This window comes from Azospirillum agricola (assembly GCF_017876095.1).
In the GTDB taxonomy this organism is placed as follows: domain Bacteria; phylum Pseudomonadota; class Alphaproteobacteria; order Azospirillales; family Azospirillaceae; genus Azospirillum; species Azospirillum agricola.
In genome coordinates, this window is record NZ_JAGINM010000014.1 from 75,388 (window position 1) to 93,898 (window position 18,511).

The window sequence follows — 18,511 nt, forward strand, 5'->3', positions numbered from 1 at the left end:
GATCCGTCATGCAAACAAACAGGTGTATGGCGAAAATAGTTTCGCTTGAAGCCGCCCGCTTCGTCGCGGCCCTTCTGGTGGTTCTGCACCACGCGACGCTGATTCCGGTGGAGCCCCGCTTTCTCGGCTACCAGCCGCTGAACGGCTACTTCTTCCCCGGCCATATGGGGGTGGAGTTCTTCTTCGTCCTCAGCGGCTTCATCATCATGCATGTGCACCAGGGGGATCTCGGGCGGCCGAAGCGGCTGGGGAGCTATCTCTGGCGCCGCGCCTCGCGCATCTACCTTCCCTACTGGGCGGTCCTGGCGGTCCTGATCCCCGCCTATCTGTTCACCGGCATGGGCACGGCGGACAAGCGCGACCCGCTCTATCTGCTCTCGTCGATCCTGCTGATCCCGCAGAGTTCGCAGCCGGTGCTGGGGGTCGCCTGGACGCTGACGCACGAGGTGCTGTTCTACGCGCTGTTCGGCCTGTTCATCCTGAATCGCCGATTCATGGTGCCGGCGATCGCCGGCTGGGTCGCGCTGATCCTGGCGAACCAGTATGTCTGGCCGTTGCCCTTCCCCGGCTCCTTCCTCCTCAGCCTGTACAACCTGCTGTTCCTGGCGGGGGTCGGCGGTGCCCTGCTGATCGCCCGCCGCGCCGTGCCGAAGCCCGCGCTGGTGCTGCTGCTGGGGGTGGCCGTGGTGGCGGTGGCCTGGGTGCTGGAACTGGGCGGTCATCTGGGCTGGGATGTCCAGCGCTTCGTCTACGGCGCCGCGTCGCTTCTGGTCGTTCTGGGGCTGGTGGAGCTGGAGCGGTCCGGGCGCCTGCGCGTTCCGTCCTGGCTCGGCGCGCTCGGGGCGGCCTCCTACGCCATCTATCTCGTGCACGCGGTGGTCCAGTCGATGGTGCTGAACCTTGCCTTCCACGGCCGGCCCGACGGGTGGCTTTCCGAAGGCACGCTGTTCGCCGTGCTGCTGCTTCTGCCGGTGGCGGCCGGCCTGGTCTTCCATCACGGCGTCGAACGGCCGCTGACCCGTCTGGTCCGCGGCGTCCCGTCGAAGCGCTCGGCGGGTGGCCCGGTCACCGCGGGAACCTGAGGGCGGCGCATCCGGACACTGGCTTTTGCATCGAAAGCCGGTGCCCGGGGAAGCGCCGGAGCCCCCTACGGCCTCATGGGCCGGGACCTCACGACTTGGCGGCGATGCCCAGCTTGGCCTGGACGGCGGCGAGGCCGTCCTTGCCGTCCAGCGTGGTGACGCCGGACAGCCAGGCCTTCAGCACGTCGGGGTTCTTCTTCAGCCAGGCCTTGGCGGCGGCGTCCGGCTTCTTGCTGGCGTTCATGATGTCGTCCATCACCGCGTTCTCCATCTCCAGCGTGAAGGACAGGTTGGCCAGCAGCCGGCCGACGTTGGGGCAGTCGGCGGCGTAGCCCTTGCGGGTGTTGGTGCTGACCGTGGCGCCGCCGAAATCCGGGCCGAACCACTCGTCGCCGCCGGCCAGATAGGTCAGCTCGAACGACTTGTTCATCGGGTGCGGGGTCCAGCCCAGGAAGGCGATGAACTTCTTGGCGCGCACCGCGCGCTTGACCTCGGCCAGCATGCCGGCCTCGCTGGACTCGACCAGCTTGAAGCCCTTCAGCCCGAACGCCTCGGCCTTCAGCATCTTGTCGATGATCAGGTTGCCGTCGTTGCCGGCCTCGATGCCGTAAATCCTGCCGTCCAGCTTGTCCTTGAACTTGGCGAGGTCGGCGAAGCTGGTCAGCCCGGCGTCGGCGGCGTATTTCGGCACCGCCAGCGTGTATTTGGCACCCTCCAGATTGACCCGCGTCACCTCGACCGAGCCGTCCTCGACCGCCGGCTTCAGGAAGGTCTCCATCGTCGGCATCCAGTTGCCGAGGAAGACGTCGAGCGACTTGGTCTTCAGCCCGGTGTAGACCAGCGGGACCGAGGTCATGGTGGTGGTCGGCGTGTAGCCCAGCCCCTCCAGCGTCACCGAGGCGAGCGCCGTCGTCGCCGCGATGTCGGTCCAGCCGACGTCGCCGAAACGCACCGCCTTGCAGGCGGCGGGATCGGCCGCCTGCGCCGTTCCGGCGAAGGCCAGCGCGGTCGCCGCCAGTGCCGCCGCCATCGCGGTCTTCGCCGCCAGGGCCTTCCAGGACGTCATGCTCGTCAACTCCTCGATCTGTGGGTAAGCGTGGTTGGGTCGATGCGGTTCAAGGCGCGCGCTTCAGGGGGCGCGTTTCAAGGGAGCGGCCCCGCTTTTTTCGCCATCGACGGGGCGGCGAAAAGGGCGCATGTGTTGGGTGGGAGGCCAAGGCTCCGGTTGCGGACCGCCTTGGCCGGACAGCGTTTTCGGAACCGTCGGACAGGCCGCATGCCCAAAGTTGGAATGGAACCGATCCGCCGCCGGCAGTTGATCGACGCCACCATCGCGTCGATGGGCAAGCACGGGCTGGCGGACACCACCGTGCAGACGATCAGCCGGGGCGCCGGCGTGTCGCCCGGCATCATCCACCACTATTTCGGCGGCAAGGACGAGCTGCTGGCCGCGACCATGCGCAGCATGCTGGTGCAGCTCCGCACCGACGTGACCGAACGGCTGGCCGCCGCCGGCCCGTCGCCGCGCGCCCGGCTGGAGGCGATCATCGACTGCAACTTCGCCGCCGAACAGTTCCAGCCGCAGGTGGTCGCCGCCTGGCTGGGCTTCTGGGCCCAGGCGCCGCACAACCCGGCGCTGTCGCGCCTGCAACGGATCAACGCGCGCCGTCTGCACTCCAACTTCCTGCACAGCCTGCGCGCCCTGCTGCCGCCCGAGCGGGCCGAGCGGGTCGCGGTCGGGCTGACGGCGATGATCGACGGGCTGTGGCTGCGCTTCGCGCTCAGCGGCGGCCTGAGCGGGGAGATGGACGGCCGCGAGGCGCGCGCCGTGGCGATCGGCTATCTCGACGCCGAGCTGGGCAAGTAGTCGCGGACCTGCCCCCACCCCACCCGGCGGGGGAGGGTTCGGGGCGGGGAGCAACGTCACCGCGCCTTCCCTCCCCTGCCGGTGCCGAAGCTCTGGGTGATGCGGTCGATCACCACCGCCAGCAGCACGACCGCCAGCCCGCTCTCCACCCCCAGCCCGATGTCGAGCCGCTGGATACCCTGGAGCACGACGTTGCCCAGGCCGCCCGCCCCGATCATCGAGGCGACGACGATCATCGACAGCGCCATCATCATGGTCTGGTTGACCCCGGCCATGATCGAGGGCAGCGCGTTGGGCAACTGCACCTTGAACAGCAGCTGGTGATCGCGGCAGCCGAAGGCGCGGCCGGCCTCGACCAGCTCCGGCGGCACCTGCCGGATGCCGAGCGCGGTCAGCCGCACGGCCGGCGGCATGGCGAAGATCACCGTGGCGATGATGCCCGGCACCCGCCCCAGCCCGAAGAACATCACCGCCGGGATCAGGTAGACGAAGGCCGGCATCGTCTGCATCAGGTCGAGCAGCGTCTTGCCCAGCCCGTCGGCGATCCGGCTGCGCGCCATCCAGATGCCGAGCGGCACCCCCGCCGCGAGGCTGAGCGCGGTGGAGGCCAGCACCAGCCCGAGCGTCGAGACCGTCGGTTCCCACAGATCCATGGCGAAGATGGCGGCGAAGGCCAGGGCCGTGAACAGGGCGAAGCCCTTGCCGACGCGCCACAGGGCCGCCGCCGTGATCGCTCCGCCGAGCGCCCAGGGCGGCGCCCCCAGCAGCGCCCCGTCGATGGCGCCGCCGAAGCCGTCCACCAGCGCGGCCACGACGTCCAGCGCCGGCTGGCCATGGTCGAGGATCGCGTTGACCAGCCGTTCCGACCACACCCCGATGCCGCCGCCGATGGCCGCGGCCAGATCCTCATCCATCGCCGAGGCTCCCGCGGTCGAGAGTCTCCAGCAGGGCGGCGCGCGAGACGACGCCGAGGAAAACCCCCTGCCCGTCCACCACCGGCAACGGGCAGGGCGCCGTCGCCACCCGGCGCAGCAGCGCGTGCACCGGCGCGTCGCCGGCCGCCGGCTCCACCCCGTCCAGCAGGTCGGCGCCGTCGCGCGACAGGACCCCCCGGAAGCGGCCGGCGCGGTCGCGGACATAGCCGTAGCCGGCGCCGAGTTCGCTCAGCCGCCGCAGCGCCGGGCGGCGGTCGTCGGCCTCGTCGAGCAGCACGGTGGCCGCGTCGCAGCGGGCGAGATCGCGCGCCCGCAGCACGCGGGAGGAATCCACCCCGCGGAAGAAGGCGCGGACATACTCGTCGGCGGGCTCGCGCAGGATCTCCGCCGGGGTGCCGATCTGGACGATGCGGCCGTCCTCCATCACCGCGATGCGGTCGGCGATGCGCATCGCCTCCTCCGCGTCGTGGGAGATGAAGACGATGGTGCGCGCCTGCTCGCGCTGCAACCGCAGCAGCTCGTTCTGCATCTCGGCGCGGATCAGCGGGTCGAGGGCGGAAAAGGCCTCGTCCATCAGCATGATGGTCGGGTTCTTGGCGAGCGCTCGGGCCAGCCCGACACGCTGCTGCATGCCGCCCGACAGCTCGCGCGGGTAGCGCCCGGCGTAGGCGCCCAGCCCCACCTGCTCCAGCGCCCGGAGGGCGGCGGCGCGGCGGGCCGCCTTGCCGACCCCGGCCACCTCCAGCCCGAAGGCGGCGTTCTCCAGCGCGGTGCGGTTGGGCAGCAGGGCGAAGGACTGGAAGACCATGCTCATGTCGCGGCGCAGCACCTCGACCAGCTCGCGCTTGGGCAGCCGGGTCAGGTCGCGGCCGTCCAGCCGGATCTCGCCGCGGCTCGGCTCGATCAGCCGGTTCAGCAGCCGGACCATCGTCGACTTGCCCGAGCCGGACAGCCCCATGATGACGAAGATCTCGCCGGCCCGGATGTCGAAGCTGGCGTCGACCACCCCGACATTGACGTTCAGCCGGCGCAGCACCTCGGCCTTGCCGGCGCCGGCCTCCAGAAGCGACAGGGCCGGGCGCGGGTCGTCGGCGAAGATCTTGCAGAGACGACGGACCTCCAGGCGCACTTCCGCCGGTCCCGTCGAAGACGAGGCGGTTTCGGAAGGCAGGATCAGCGTCATGAGGGCGGCCTCGGTCGCGATGATGTCCCGGAAACCGGGAAAGGCCGTAGATTGCCCCGAGCACCCCGTCGCGGTCGAGAGCGCGTTTCATCTGAATTGCATTTTGGTGATCGGGCCGTGGCGGCGGCGACAACAGGCCGCGCTTTGTTTTTTATTGAACGTTCAATCAAAAAAAGAGTCGTTGCGGGACGGGTCGCCGCTTCGCAAGAAATGGACAGATCAGCAAATATTCCAGGCAACCGCCTGCCCTGTTTCACCAGGCCAGCAAGTGAAAACTGGAAAATTCGTCCCGTCTCGGGGTTTTGCCTGACTGCTCAAAAAGGTCATTTGGCTGATAATCCGGGGAAGATGTTGCGTTTGTGCTTCCGTTGCCTGCGCACAATTTTTTCTCGGAGAAATTTGATGAAGGTTTCAACGAAGATATTGATGCCCGTCGTCATACTCTCCGGGGTGGCGGCGACGCTGGGTGGAATTTCCACGTGGGGTTTCCAGCGCACCGGCGACGCAACGCTGGCGCTGCTGCACACCAACCGGATGGTGCTGACCGCGTCGGAGCTGCGGTCGGTCAGCCGCGCCTTGCAGCGCGACGCGCTGAACCTGATCGACGAGGATGCGAAGGGGCAGGCGGAGCTGAAGGGCCGCTTCGCCGGGCGTCTGGAGGAGATGGAGCACGGCATCAAGGCGCTGGCCGGTTTCCTCGCCGACGGCGGGCGTGAACAGGACCGCGCCATCGCCGGCTTGCAGGCCAAGGTCGCCGGCACCCTGGCGCGCGTCCGCGACCTCGCGCTCGCCGGCAAGCGGGCGGAGGCCGAGGCGCTGTTCCAGTCCGACCTGCGCGCCGAGGAGCGCGCCGCCTCCCGGCTGACCGACCCGCTGATCGAGGAGGGCGCGCGGGAGATCGACCGGCTGACCGCCGATCTGGAGCGGGTCGAGGGCTTTGTCCGGACGCTGGTGTGGACGGTCGGGCTGCTGGGGATCCTGGCCGGCGTGCTGCTGTCGCTGCTGATCGCGCGCCGTGGCATCGTCCGGCCGCTCGGCCGGCTGACCGACGCGATGAGCAAGCTGTCGCGCAAGGAGTATGGCGTCGACCTGTCCGACGCGGCGCGCACCGACGAGGTCGGCACCATGGCCGGCGCCGTGGCGGTGTTCCGCGACGCCATGCGGACCGCCGACCGGCTGGAGGCCGAGCAGGCCCAGGCCCGCCTGGCGCGGGAACGGCGCGCCGCCGAGGTCGAGCGGCTGATCGCGGGCTTCGAGGCCGGAATCGGCGACATCCTGCACACCGTGACCGCCGCCGCGATCGAGCTGGACGCCACCGCCCGCAGCATGACCGGCATCGCCGAGCGGACCAACGCCCGCGCCGCGGCCACCGCCCGCGCCGCCGAGGAGGCGTCGGTCAACGTCCAGACCGTCGCGTCCGCCTCCGAGGAACTGAGCGTCTCGATCACCGAGATCAGCGGACAGGTCGCCCGCTCCACCGACATCGCCAACCGGGCCGGCGAGGAGGCCGGCCACACCAACGCCCAGGTCCAGGGGCTGGTCGAGCAGGCCCAGCGCATCGGCGAGATCGTCCGGCTGATCACCGACATAGCCTCGCAGACCAACCTGCTGGCCTTGAACGCGACGATCGAGGCGGCGCGCGCCGGCGAGGCCGGCAAGGGCTTCGCCGTGGTCGCCAGCGAGGTCAAGAGCCTTGCCAACCAGACCGCCAGGGCCACCGAGGACATCTCCGGCCAGATCGCCTCGATGCAGGGCGCCACCGACGGGGCGGCGCGGGCCATCCACGGCATCGGCCGCACCATCGGCACGATCCGCGAGGTCGCCGCCTCCATCGCCGCGGCCGTCGAGGAGCAGGGGGCGGCGACCGGCGAGATCGCCCGCAACGTCCAGGAGGCGGCGTCCGGCACCCAGGCCGTCACCAGCAACATCGTCAGCGTCAGCGAGGCCGCCAACCAGACCGGCGCCGCCGCCTCCCAGGTGCTCGGCGCGTCCGGCGAGCTGGCGCGCCAGTCGGATCGGCTGAAGGGCGAGGTCGAGCGCTTCCTGGTCGGCATCCGCGCCGCCTGATCCCCGCTTTTCCCGCCCGCTCCACCAGGGCGTCCCGCGTCTCCACGGTCGTGGGGGAACGGAAGGTTGCAAAAGGATAAAATTGCCATCAATTATCAGGAAAATTACACTGTATCCTGTGCGGATTCCATGATTGAATGTCCGAGCGTCATACTCCGTTATGCAATGTTCGTTCAACCGGACGTCTTGCGAATGGCGGCTTGCCCGAAAGGGCTGCGCCTGCTGAGTTCGGCGCAACGTCGGCATCGGGGCTTTTGGAGAGGGTGATCAAGAGATGAGCGCGGCTGTGTCCAATGGTCAGGTCCGGAGATTCTCGACCTTCTCCATCACCCCCGACGACCTCGCCCTGCTGCGTGGCAACCGCGATTTCGCGGAGCGGCAACTCCCCGGCCTGCTGGCGGAGTGGCACGGGCTGTTCGCGCAGTGGCCGGAGATCCAGGCGGCGCTGAAGCTGCCGGAGGTCCACGCCGCCCGCGTCGAGCATTGGACCCGCGCCGCCTCCGGCCGAATCGACGACGGCTTCGAGGAGTCGGCGCGGCGGCTGGCGACCGCCTTCTACCGGAACGGTGTTCCCGGCTATGCCGTGGCGCTCTGCCACTACACGGTCAGCGCCGGCATCATCCGCGCGCTGGATCTGGACGGCAGCCGGGAATCGGGGCCGATCGCCGGGCTGCTCGGCGGCGCCGCGCGCCGGACCCGCGCGGCGATGCGGGACGCGCTGACCAAGGTCACCTGGATGGACCTGGAACTGCTGATGGAGACCTACGCGTCCGCCGAGGCGGAGAGCCAGCGCGCCACCCTGGCGGAGCTGGCCGGCAATTTCGAGGGCAGCGTCCAGAGCATCGTCGCCGGCACCGTCGCCGCGTCGGACCGGATGCAGGGCCACGCCCGCCGGATGAGCGAGATCGCGTCGGCCGCCAGCCGGCAATCGACCGAGGTCGCCTCGGAGACGGAGCAGGCCTCGGCCAGCATGCAGACGGTGGCGAGCGCGTCGGAGCAGCTCGCGACCTCCATCGCCGACATCAGCCGCCACGTCAGCGAGACCTCGCGCATCTCCAACGCGGCGGTCGCCGAGGCGGAGCGCACCAAGGCCACGGTCAGCGGGCTGGTCGAGGCCGCCCAGCGGATCGGCGAGGTGGTCAGCCTGATCAACAGCATCGCCAGCCAGACCAACCTGCTGGCGCTGAACGCCACCATCGAGGCGGCCCGCGCCGGGGAGGCGGGGAAGGGCTTCGCCGTCGTCGCCAGCGAGGTGAAGAACCTCGCCAACCAGACGGCGAAGGCGACGGAGGACATCTCCAGCCAGATCACCGGCATGCAGAACGCCGCCGGCAGCGCCGCCGGGGCGATCCAGGACGTCGGCAAGACGATCACCCAGATCAACGAGATCGTCACCGCCGTGGCCGCCACGGTGGAGGAGCAGACCGCCGCCACCCAGGAGATCACCCGCAACGTGCAGGAGGTCGCGGTCGGCGCCCGCCGCGTCACCGCCTCGATCGGCAGCGTCACCCGTTCCTCGACCGAGACCGGCGACATCGCGCGCGAGGTGCTGGAGGCCGCCGGCACCCTGCACGGGCAGGCGGACGGGCTGAGCCGGGGCGTCGGCGACTTCCTGGCCCGCATCCGCTCGGTGCGCTAGCCTTCCGGGACCGGTTCCGGTCCGCGCATGGCAGCCGCCACGTCCGCCGGCACCCGCGCGGCTGGACGGGAACGCCCCCGGCCGGCACCATGGCGGCCTTCGATGGGCTGGGGCGTCTGGGGTTTGGAATGGGGTGGAAGAGAGCCGCCGGGCAATGGGCGGGGCTGTTCGCGCTGTCGGCCGGGCTGACGCTGGGGCTGGACGCCGCCGCCCTGCCCGCCGCCTGGCTGATCGGTCCGATGGTCGCGGCCATCGCGCTGGGGGTCGGCGGCGCGGCGATCCGGGTGCCGGGCAGCGGCTTCATCGGGGCGCAGGCGGTCATCGGCTGCCTCGTCGCCCACGCCGTCACGTCGGACATCCTGCTGTCCATCGTCCAGAACTGGCCGCTGATGCTGGCGACGGTCGGCGTCACCGTGCTGGTCAGCGGCGTCGTCGGCTGGCTGTTCGTGCGCTATGGCAGCCTGCCCGGCACCACCGCCGCCTGGGGCACCTCGCCGGGAGCCGCCGCGGCGATGGTCGCCATGGCCGGGGAGTACGGCGCCGACGCGCGGCTGGTCGCGGTGATGCAGTATCTGCGCGTCGTGCTGGTGGTGCTCAGCGCGTCCATCGTCTCGCACATCCTGATGGACGGGACGGCTCCGGCGGCGAACGCGCCGGTCGCGCGGGTGGAGGCGCTCGACCCGCTGGGGTTCGTCGCGACCCTGGCGGTGGCCGGGATCGGCGGCTGGGCCGGCACGCGCTTCCGCGTGCCCTCGGGGGCGCTGCTGGTGCCGATGGTCGCCGGGGCGCTGCTCCAGGCCGGCGGCGGCGTCACGCTGCAACTGCCGCACCCGCTGCTGACCGTCACCTACGCGGTGCTGGGCTGGAGCATCGGCCTGCGCTTCACCCGCGAGGTGCTGGGGCACGCCTTTCGCGCCATCCCGCAGATGCTGCTGTCGACCGGGCTGATGATCGCGCTGTGCGGGGTGTCGGCCTGGATCCTGGTGACGCTGCTGCCGACCGATCCGCTGACCGCCTATCTGGCGACCAGCCCCGGCGGGCTGGATTCGGTGGTGGTCATCGCGCTCGGCGCCAACGTCAACCTGCCGCTGGTGCTGGCGTTGCAGACCCTGCGGCTGTTCGTCGTCGTCCTGTCCGGACCGCCGCTGGCCCGGCTGATCACCCGCTACGCCTGACCCGGCCCGCCGGCCGGGTTGGTCTCACCCGCGCCCGGCGGCCAGCTCCGCCTCGATGATGGCGCCCAGATCCTCGATGCGGTAGGGCTTGGGCAGGACGCGGAACGTTTCCATCCCGGTCAGGTCCTCGTTGTAGCCGGTGGTCAGCAGCACCGGCAGGCCGGGGCGCAGGCGGCGGATCTCGCGCGCCAGATCGACACCGCTGACCGTTCCCGGCATGACCACGTCGGAGAACAGCAGATCGGCCGGCTCGCCGCCGCGCAGGCGGACCAGCGCCTCGTGGCCGCTGCCCGCATGGGCGACCGTGTAGCCCATCTCCTCCAGCGCCGCCCTCACCACCGGGGCGACCAGCGGGTCGTCCTCCACCATCAGGATGCGCAGGCCGCGTCCGGGCGGGGCGGCTCCGTCCCCGGCCATCGGTTCGCCGGTCGCGCCGCCGGCCTTGTTGCCGGTGGCACGCGGCAGCAGCAGGGTCACGGTGGTGCCCTGGCCGGGGGCGCTGTCGACCATAACCGTGCCGCCCGACTGGCGGGCGAAGCCGTAGACCTGGGACAGGCCGAGCCCGGTGCCCTTGCCGACCGGCTTGGTGGTGAAGAAGGGCTCGAAGGCGTGCGCCGCCACCTCCGGCGCCATGCCGGTTCCGGTGTCGGTGACGCGGATGCGCAGGAAATCGCCGGCCAGCCCGTCCGGTCCCGGCCCGCCGGTGGCGGCTCCGCCCAGCGTGACGTTGCAGGCGGCGATGACGAGGTGTCCGCCGCCCGGCATGGCGTCGCGCGCGTTGACGGCGAGGTTCAGCACCGCCAGCTCGAACTGCGTCGGATCGGCCTCCACCGCCCACAGCCCGGCGGCGAGATCCATCGAGGACTGGATGTCGGCGCGCAGCGCGCGCTCCAGCAGGCCGGTCATGCCGAGCAGCCGGTCGCGCAGGTCGAAGGGCTCCGGGTGCAGGCTCTGCTTGCGGGCGAAGGCCATCAGCTGCTGGACCAGCCGTGCCCCACGGTCCACCGCCTGCCGCCCGGCGTCGATCAGCGGCGCCACCCCCGGCCGCTCCCCGGCGCGCCGGCCGATCAGTTGCAGGCAGCCCGACATGGCCTGGAGCAGGTTGTTGAAATCATGGGCGATGCCGCCGGTGAGCTGGCCGATCGCCTCCATCTTCTGGCTCTGGCGGAGCTGCTCGCGGGCGCGTTCCAGCTCGGCGTCGCGCTCCTTCCCGGCGGTGATGTCGCGGGCGACGCCGTAGACAAAGTCGTTGTCGAGCACCGCCGCCCAGGACAGCCAGCGGTAGGTGCCGTCGCGGCAGCGCAGGCGGTTCTCATAGTTCAGCGTCGGCGTCCCGGCCGCCAGCCCGGCGACCGTCCGCCGGCTGCGCTCGTGATCGTCGGGGTGCTCCATCCAGGTGGCGGTCCGCCCGACGATCTCCGAATCCGACCAGCCCAGCGTCCGGCTCCAGGCCGGGTTGACGCTCAGAAGCACGCCGTCCAGGTCGGCGATGCACAGCAGATCCTGCGACACCGCCCAGATGCGGTCGCGCTCGCGCGTGCGTTCGGCGACGCGGGCCTCCAGCTCGGCGTTCAGCGCGCGCAGCGCGGTCTCGGCCCGCTTGCGTTCGGTCACGTCGTGCAGCGTGCCGACCAGCCGCACCGGGCGGCCGTCGCCGTCGCGCAGGAAATCGGCGTGGCGGGACAGCCAGCGCTCCTCGCCGGTGTCGGCGCGGCGGATGCGATACTCCACCGCCGTCACCGCGCTGCCCGCCGCCCGGCTGCCGTCGTTGGAGGACAGCGCCCGGTCCTCCGTCACCAGCATGCCCTCGAACAGGGCGGCCGGGGCGCTTTCCATCGGCTCCAGCCCCCACAGGCGGAAGAACATGTCCGAGCCGGTCACGGTGGAGCCGGCGATGTCGACCTCGAAGGTGCCGACCCGGCCGGCCTCCTGCGCCCGGCGCAGGCGGTTCTCGCTGGCGCGCAGCGCCTCCTCGATCGCCTTGCGCTCGGTGATGTCCACCGTCACGCCGGATATGCGCGGTGGCGCGCCCTCGGAGCCCGACAGGCGGCGCCCATGGCTGGACACCCAGCGCATCCCGCCATCCGAGAGCAGACGGTATTCGATGGTGAAGCGGCGGCCGTCCCGCATCGCCGCGTCCAGGCAGCGCCGGACGCCGTCACGGTCCTCCGGCAGGATGCCGTCGACGAAGTTGGACAGCGGCGCCCCGGCCGCCGCCGCCGCCGGATCGACCGAGAAGAGCCGCGCGTAGGCGGCGTCGGTGTGGACCAGGCCACTGCCGACGTCCCAGTCCCACACGCCGACCGCCGCCGCCGCGTCCAGCGCGTGGCGCAGCCGTTCCTCGCTGCGTTCGGTGGCGCGCATGGCGTGGATGCGCGCGGTGGTCTCGATGACGGTGCAGAGCACACCGGCGACCCGCCCGCTCTCGTCGGGAACCGGGCTGTAGAACAGGTCGCACCACACCTCCTCCGGCGCGCCGTTGCGCTCCAGCAGGAAGAGATGGTCGGTGTGGGCCTGCACCTCGCCGCGGAAGCCCTTCTCCAGGATGGCGCGGTTCCAGTCCCAGATCTCCGGCCAGACGCCGGGGACGGTGCCGCCCAGCGCCTGGGGGTGCTTGCCGCCGGCGATCCGCGCGTAGCCGTCGTTGTAGACCATGCGGTGGTCCGGCCCCCACATCAGCACCATCGGGACCGGGGAGTGCACCACCAGATCGACGACCGTGCGCAGGCTCCGCGGCCAGTCCGTGATGGGGCCGAGGCTGGTCGCCGACCAGTCGAAGGCCGCGACCAGCGCGCCGGTCGGGCTGTCGCGCAGCGACAGGAGATGCCGGTCCATGGCGTCGTGATGGTCTGGCGGGCGGTCCAGGGCGTGGTCTCCTCGGTCCAAGGTCCCACTGTCATAGCGAAACCGGCCGGGTCGCGGCAATCCAATCAAGAGCGGATAGACCGTCCGGGAAAAGCGACAAGCGCGGCGGCGCCCGCTATTCTTGGCTTTCCCTGCAAGGTTATTCCCCGATCTGGAGTTCCCCGGCGATGACCGACCACCCCCACCGTCCGGAGACCGTCGCCGCCGGCGCGCTCGGCTACGAGGACGCGGACAGCGGCGCCATCATCCCGCCGATCCACCCCTCCACCACCTACATCCGCGACCCCGACAACGCCTACGGCCGGGGCCGGGTCTACGCCCGCGCCGACAACCCGACCTTCGACACGCCGGCCCGCACGCTGAGCGCGCTGGAGAACGGCGCCGACACGCTGCTGTTCGCCTCGGGCATGGCGGCGGCGACGGCGGTCTTCCAGGCGCTCGACCCCGGCGACCATGTGCTGGTGCCGGACGTCATGTACTGGGCGTTGCGCAACTGGCTGCACGGATCCGCCACCCGCTGGGGCCTGCGGGTCGAGGGCGTCGACACCAGCGACAGCGACGCGGTGCGCGCCGCGCTCCGCCCCGGCGAGACCAGGCTGGTCTGGGTGGAGACGCCGGCCAACCCGCTGTGGACAGTCACCGACATCGCCGCCGTCGCCGGGCTGGCGCACGAGGCCGGCGCCCGGCTGGCGGTGGACAGCACGGTGGCGACGCCGGTTCACACCCGCCCGCTCGACCTCGGCGCCGACCTCGTCATGCATTCGGCGACCAAGTACCTGAACGGCCATTCCGACGTGATCGCCGGCACCCTGACCACCGCCCGCAAGGACGAGCATTGGGCGCGCATCAAGGCGGTGCAGGGCCAGCAGGGCGGCATCCTCGGCAGCTTCGAGGCGTGGCTGCTCCAGCGTGGCCTGCGCACTCTGTTCGCCCGCGTCCGCTGGCAGAGCGCGGCGGCGCAGGGCTTGGCCGAAAAGCTACAGGCGCACCCGGTGGTGTCCGACGTGCTCTACCCCGGCCTGCCCGGCTTCCCCGGCCACGGCATCGCCGCGCGCCAAATGACCGGCGGCTACGGCGGCATGCTGTCGATCCGCGTCAAGGCCGGCACCCAGGCGGCGATATCCACAGCCGCCAACGTCGGCATCTGGCGCCGCGCCACGTCGCTGGGCGGGGTGGAGAGCCTGATCGAGCACCGGTCGAGCATCGAGGGGCCGAACTCCCCGGTGCCGGGCGACCTGCTGCGCCTGTCGGTCGGTCTGGAGTCGCCCGACGACCTGTTCGCGGATCTCGACCAGGCGCTGCGTCGCGCCGGTTGACGTGCTTCTTGACGCGGATGAACACGGATTCCGGCTGCGACGGCTCACGGATGAACGGGATCGGGACGCAACGAAATCCGTGTTCGTCCTTGGATATCCGCGTTCATCCGTGTCTCGAGACGGCGCCCCTTGTGACCGCCACCGATCAACCGGCACGCGCCGGTTGCCTGCCTCGCGCCAGACGCGGTTGACGGGCTTGCCGTGCTTTCGGAGGATGGCGGCGAACGCGGATCCCGAATCCGCCCGCCGCCACGCAAGGACGCGTGGGTGAACGGCTGACCCAACGGCGAGGACCCAATCCATGGCGCACCGTCTGTCCACCTTGACCCGGGCCGCGCTGGTCGCGCTGGCCGTCGCCGCCCCGGTGGCGCTGCCGGCGGCCTCCGCCCTCGCGGCGCCGCCGGCCCAGCAGAAGACCCAGGTTCCGGGCTATTACCGGATGGCGCTGGGCGCCTTCGAGGTGACGGCGCTCTACGACGGCTACATCGACCTCGCCCCCACCCTGATGACCGGGGTCAGCGCCGGCGACCTGCAAAGCCTGCTCGCCCGCATGTTCCAGGAGGCGACGCCGGGCGTGCAGACGGCGGTGAACGCCTTCCTGGTCCACACCGGCTCCAATCTGGTGCTGGTCGATGTCGGGGCGGCCGGCGCCTTCGGCCCGACGCTGGGTGGCCTGCGCGACGCCATCCGCGCCGCCGGCTACGAGCCGGCGCAGATCGACACGGTGTTGCTGACCCATCTGCACGCCGACCACGCCGCCGGGCTGCTGACCCCGGACGGCAAGCCGCTGTTTCCCAACGCCGAGGTGCGGGCGGCCAAGGAGGAGGCCGATTTCTGGCTCGACGAGGCGACCGCCGCCAAGGCGCCCGACGGGATGAAGCCCTTCTTCAAGATGGCGAGCGACTCCGTGGCGCCCTACCGCGCCGCCGGCCGCTTCAAGACGTTCCAGGGCGGCGCCGAGCTGCTGCCGGGGATCACGCCGGTCGCGGCGTTCGGTCACACCCCCGGCCACACCGGCTACCTCATCGCGTCGGGCGGCAAGAGCCTGCTGGCCTGGGGCGACATCATCCACAACCACGCGGTCCAGTTCCCGCGGCCCGAGGTCGCCATCGAGTTCGACACCGACCAGCCCAAGGCGGTGGCGACCCGCAAGGCGATCCTGGCCGACGCGGCGCGCGACCGGCTGTGGGTGGCGGGCGCCCACCTGCCCTTCCCCGGCATCGGCCATGTCCGCGCCGAGGGGAACGGTTACGCCTGGGTCCCGGTGGAGCATGGGCCGCTGCGCGCCGACCGTTGAGGGAACGGGACGGCGGCACGCCCCGCCGTCCCGTCCCGCCGTCCCGTTCCGATCGTGATAGCCATAAGGCGGTTAGGGCTTGACAGTGCGAACGATTCGCGACGTTAATCCGTGAAAATCATTCGCACTTGCACAGGTTCACTCTCGCCCGCCCACGGGCTCACCGCCGTTCGAGGAGACCTCCATGTCGAAGCGCGCTGCCGGCCTTGCCGCCGTGGCCGTTGTTGCCCTGCTGCCCTTCGCCGCCCACGCCCAGACGGCCAAGCCGGCCTACAAGGACGTCGCGAAGACCTACGCCGACATCGCCCACGCCGCCTACGAGGATTCGGCCAACGGCGCCAAGGCGCTGAAGACGGCCATCGATGCGCTCGTCGCCCAGCCGACCGAGGAGAACCTCGCCAAGGCCCGCACCGCCTGGTTGAACGCCCGCGTGCCCTACATGCAGACCGAGGCCTTCCGCTTCGGCAACCCGATCGTCGACGCCTGGGAGGGCAAGGTCAACGCCTGGCCGCTCGACGAGGGCCTGATCGACTATGTCGACGAGAGCTACGGCGGCGGGGAGAGCAACCCCTACGCCAAGGCCAACGTCATCGCCAATCCGAAGATCACGGCCGGCGGCAAGACGATCAACGCCTCCAAGATCACCAAGGAGCTGCTGGCCGACAAGCTGCACGAGGCCGGCAAGGTCGAGGCGAACGTCGCCACCGGCTACCACGCCATCGAGTTCCTGCTGTGGGGCCAGGACCTGCACGGCACCGGTCCGGGCGCTGGCGAGCGCAAGGCGACCGACTACGCCAAGGGCAAGGACTGCACCAACGGCAACTGCGACCGCCGCGCGCAGTTCCTGAAGGTCGCCAGCCAGATGCTGGTCGAGGATCTGGGCGAGATGGTCGAGGCCTGGGGCGCCAAGGGCAAGGCCCGCGCCTCGATCGCCAAGGCCAAGGAGGAGGAGGGCGTCGCCCGCATCCTCACCGGCCTCGGGTCCTTGAGCTACGGCGAGCTGGCCGGCGAGCGCATGAAGCTCGGCCTGATGCTGCACGACCCGGAGGAGGAGCATGACTGCTTCTCCGACAACACGCACAACTCGCACTACTACGACCAGGTCGGCATGGTGAACGTCTATGGCGGCACCTACAAGCGGACCGACGGCAAGGTCGTGTCGGGCGCGTCGCTGTCGCAGCTCGTGGCGGCCAAGTCGGCCGAGGCCGACGCCCAGGTGAAGCAGGCGATGGCCGCGACCACTAAGTCGATGCAGGCGATCAAGGACACGGCCGACAGCCACAAGATGGCCTACGACCAGATGATCGGCGCCGACAACCCCGAGGGCAACAAGCTGGTCTCCGACGCGGTGGACAGCCTCGTCGCCCAGAAGAAGGCCCTGGAGGGCGCGGTCGCGGCGCTGGGCGTGTCGATCAACGTCCAGGGCTCCGACAGCCTCGACGACCCGTCGAAGATCGGCAAGTAAGGGTCCGACACGCCGTTTCCGGTCCCGCCCCCACGCCGGGACGCTTCCCTTCCCTTCCGAGCCGTCGCGCGCGGGAGGGCGGGGCCGGAAACCGTTTCCCTGTTTTTTCCCGTGCCTGTCCGGACGCCCGCCATGACGCATCCCTTCGAGTCCCGTTTGTCCCGCCGCAGCCTGCTGTGGGCGGGCGGGGCGGCTCTGGCGGCGTCGGCGGTGGGCGGCGGACCGGGTGGCGCCGCTTCCATCGCCGCCCCGCGCCCCGCAACGGCGGACGGCGACCTTGTCGAGGTGGAACTGGTCGCCAGGCAGCGGTTCCAGCGCATCCTGGCGGAACCGGCGGGCCCCTCGCCGCTGATCACCTACGCCGAACGCTTTCCCGGCCCGGTGATCCGCATGCGCAAGGGCCAGCGGCTGCGCGCCACGCTGGTCAACGAGCTGGAGGAGCACACCTCGATCCACTGGCACGGCATCCGCCTGCCCAACGCCGAGGACGGCGTTCCCTTCCTGACCCAGCCGGCGACCAAACCAGGCGAGCGGCACGTCTACGAATTCACCCCGCCCGATTCCGGTTCCTTCTTCTTCCACCCCCATTGCAACACGGTGGAGCTGCTGGGGCGCGGTCTGGCCGGCGCCCTGATCGTCGAGGAGGAGGGCGGCCCCGAATTCGACGCCGACCTCGTCTGCATGATCAAGGACTGGATCCTCGACAAGACCGGGGCGTTCGGTGCCTTCACCAGCGACCGCGGCGCCTCGCGCGCCGGGACCTTCGGCGGCGTTTCCACCGTCAACGGGCTGATCGAGCCGGTGATCGACGTGCCGGCCAACGGTGACGTCCGCGCGCGTTTCTACAACGTCGACAGCAGCCGGGTCATCGACCTGAAGGTCGAGGGGGCGGACGCCTGGATCATCGCGGTGGACGGCAACCCGCTGCCGCCCCGCCCGCTCGACGGCTGGCCGATGGGCCCGGCGATGCGGGTCGACGTGGTCTTCCGCGCGCCGAGGGAGGCCGGCAGGACGATCCGTCTGCTCAACGTCTATTCCGCCGAGCCCAAGCCGCTGGCCGTCTTCCGCGCCGCCGGCCCGAGCCTGCCCAACAAGCGCTTCGCCCCGCGAGCCCTGCCGGCCGCCGACATCCCGAAGCCGGATCTGAGGAACGCCCAGGTCATTCCGATGGCCTTCTCGGCGACCGCCGTGGCGCAGGTCTTCGACGAGGCGCTGCTGACGACCCTGCCCTATGCCGATTCGCTGTGCCTGTCGCAGAAGACCTTCTGGGCGATCAACCAGCAGAGCTGGCCGGAGGGCGGGCACGAGCGGCTGCCGCCGCCGATCACCACGCTGGAACTGGGGCGCAGCTACGTCTTCGAGCTGGCCAACCTGACGCCGCACCTGCACCCGATCCACATCCATGGCTACACCTTCTCGGTGCTGTCGTCGGACCAGCGCAAGGTGGTGCCGCATCACGCCGACACCGTGCTGCTGGAGCCGAAGGAGCGGCTGCGCGTCGCCATCAAGGCCGACAACCCCGGCGACTGGATGTTCCACTGCCACATCATCGAGCATCAGGACACCGGCATGATGGGGTACATCCGCGTTGCCTGACACCTTCTTCCTCTCCCCGTTCCG

The 18,511-nt window shown here is 70.7% G+C and carries 14 protein-coding genes; 10 read left to right on the forward strand and 4 right to left on the reverse strand.

Annotation, left to right across the window (positions count from 1 at the left end):
• Nucleotides 1-26: 26 nt before the first annotated feature.
• Nucleotides 27-1,082, forward strand: coding sequence for an acyltransferase family protein (locus J2847_RS20705; protein WP_209780740.1), 1,056 nt, complete (start codon nucleotides 27-29; stop codon nucleotides 1,080-1,082).
• Between the two features lie 88 nt (nucleotides 1,083-1,170).
• Here J2847_RS20705 and J2847_RS20710 read toward each other — a convergent pair whose 3' ends face one another.
• Nucleotides 1,171-2,148: a choline ABC transporter substrate-binding protein gene (locus J2847_RS20710; RefSeq protein WP_209780741.1), complete on the reverse strand. Its 978-nt coding sequence runs from the start codon at nucleotides 2,146-2,148 to the stop codon at nucleotides 1,171-1,173.
• Nucleotides 2,149-2,358: 210 nt separating this feature from the next.
• Here J2847_RS20710 and betI point away from each other — a divergent pair, with 210 nt between their 5' ends.
• Nucleotides 2,359-2,949 (forward strand): transcriptional regulator BetI, encoded by a 591-nt coding sequence (gene betI / locus J2847_RS20715; RefSeq protein ID WP_209780742.1) that lies wholly within the window; start codon nucleotides 2,359-2,361, stop codon nucleotides 2,947-2,949.
• Nucleotides 2,950-3,005: 56 nt separating this feature from the next.
• Here the strand turns inward: betI and J2847_RS20720 are convergent, their stop codons facing one another.
• Both J2847_RS20720 and J2847_RS20725 read right to left on the reverse strand, forming a co-directional pair.
• Nucleotides 3,006-3,863, reverse strand: coding sequence for an ABC transporter permease (locus J2847_RS20720; RefSeq protein WP_209780743.1), 858 nt, complete (start codon nucleotides 3,861-3,863; stop codon nucleotides 3,006-3,008).
• Nucleotides 3,856-5,067: a quaternary amine ABC transporter ATP-binding protein gene (locus J2847_RS20725; RefSeq protein WP_209780744.1), complete on the reverse strand. Its 1,212-nt coding sequence runs from the start codon at nucleotides 5,065-5,067 to the stop codon at nucleotides 3,856-3,858. The genes J2847_RS20720 and J2847_RS20725 overlap by 8 nt, the downstream gene beginning before the upstream one ends.
• Here J2847_RS20725 and J2847_RS20730 point away from each other — a divergent pair.
• The 4 genes from J2847_RS20730 (at nucleotide 5,066) to J2847_RS20745 (ending at nucleotide 9,948) form a co-directional block, all read left to right on the forward strand.
• On the forward strand, nucleotides 5,066-5,377 hold the full coding sequence (locus J2847_RS20730; protein WP_209780745.1) for a hypothetical protein: 312 nt from the start codon (nucleotides 5,066-5,068) through the stop codon (nucleotides 5,375-5,377). The genes J2847_RS20725 and J2847_RS20730 overlap by 2 nt on opposite strands.
• 116 nt (nucleotides 5,378-5,493) lie before the next feature.
• Complete coding sequence (locus J2847_RS34260; protein ID WP_233474670.1) at nucleotides 5,494-7,134, forward strand: methyl-accepting chemotaxis protein; 1,641 nt, start codon at nucleotides 5,494-5,496, stop codon at nucleotides 7,132-7,134.
• A 274-nt stretch (nucleotides 7,135-7,408) separates the two neighbouring features.
• Nucleotides 7,409-8,773 (forward strand): globin-coupled sensor protein, encoded by a 1,365-nt coding sequence (locus tag J2847_RS20740; protein WP_209780746.1) that lies wholly within the window; start codon nucleotides 7,409-7,411, stop codon nucleotides 8,771-8,773.
• Between the two features lie 128 nt (nucleotides 8,774-8,901).
• Nucleotides 8,902-9,948 carry an AbrB family transcriptional regulator gene (locus tag J2847_RS20745; RefSeq protein WP_209780747.1) on the forward strand — a complete coding sequence of 349 codons (1,047 nt, stop codon included), beginning with the start codon at nucleotides 8,902-8,904 and terminating at the stop codon, nucleotides 9,946-9,948.
• A gap of 24 nt (nucleotides 9,949-9,972) precedes the next feature.
• Here the strand turns inward: J2847_RS20745 and J2847_RS20750 are convergent, their stop codons facing one another.
• Complete coding sequence (locus J2847_RS20750) at nucleotides 9,973-12,783, reverse strand: hybrid sensor histidine kinase/response regulator (protein WP_209780748.1); 2,811 nt, start codon at nucleotides 12,781-12,783, stop codon at nucleotides 9,973-9,975.
• Between the two features lie 197 nt (nucleotides 12,784-12,980).
• Here J2847_RS20750 and J2847_RS20755 point away from each other — a divergent pair, with 197 nt between their 5' ends.
• From J2847_RS20755 to J2847_RS20770, 4 genes are all read left to right on the forward strand, one after another.
• Nucleotides 12,981-14,129, forward strand: a complete 1,149-nt coding sequence (locus J2847_RS20755; protein ID WP_209780749.1) for a trans-sulfuration enzyme family protein — start codon at nucleotides 12,981-12,983, stop codon at nucleotides 14,127-14,129.
• Nucleotides 14,130-14,430: 301 nt separating this feature from the next.
• Nucleotides 14,431-15,426 carry an MBL fold metallo-hydrolase gene (locus J2847_RS20760; protein WP_209780750.1) on the forward strand — a complete coding sequence of 332 codons (996 nt, stop codon included), beginning with the start codon at nucleotides 14,431-14,433 and terminating at the stop codon, nucleotides 15,424-15,426.
• Between the two features lie 184 nt (nucleotides 15,427-15,610).
• Nucleotides 15,611-16,891 carry an imelysin family protein gene (locus tag J2847_RS20765; protein ID WP_209780751.1) on the forward strand — a complete coding sequence of 427 codons (1,281 nt, stop codon included), beginning with the start codon at nucleotides 15,611-15,613 and terminating at the stop codon, nucleotides 16,889-16,891.
• A 132-nt stretch (nucleotides 16,892-17,023) separates the two neighbouring features.
• Nucleotides 17,024-18,487 (forward strand): multicopper oxidase family protein, encoded by a 1,464-nt coding sequence (locus J2847_RS20770; protein ID WP_209780752.1) that lies wholly within the window; start codon nucleotides 17,024-17,026, stop codon nucleotides 18,485-18,487.
• Nucleotides 18,488-18,511 lie beyond the last annotated feature (24 nt).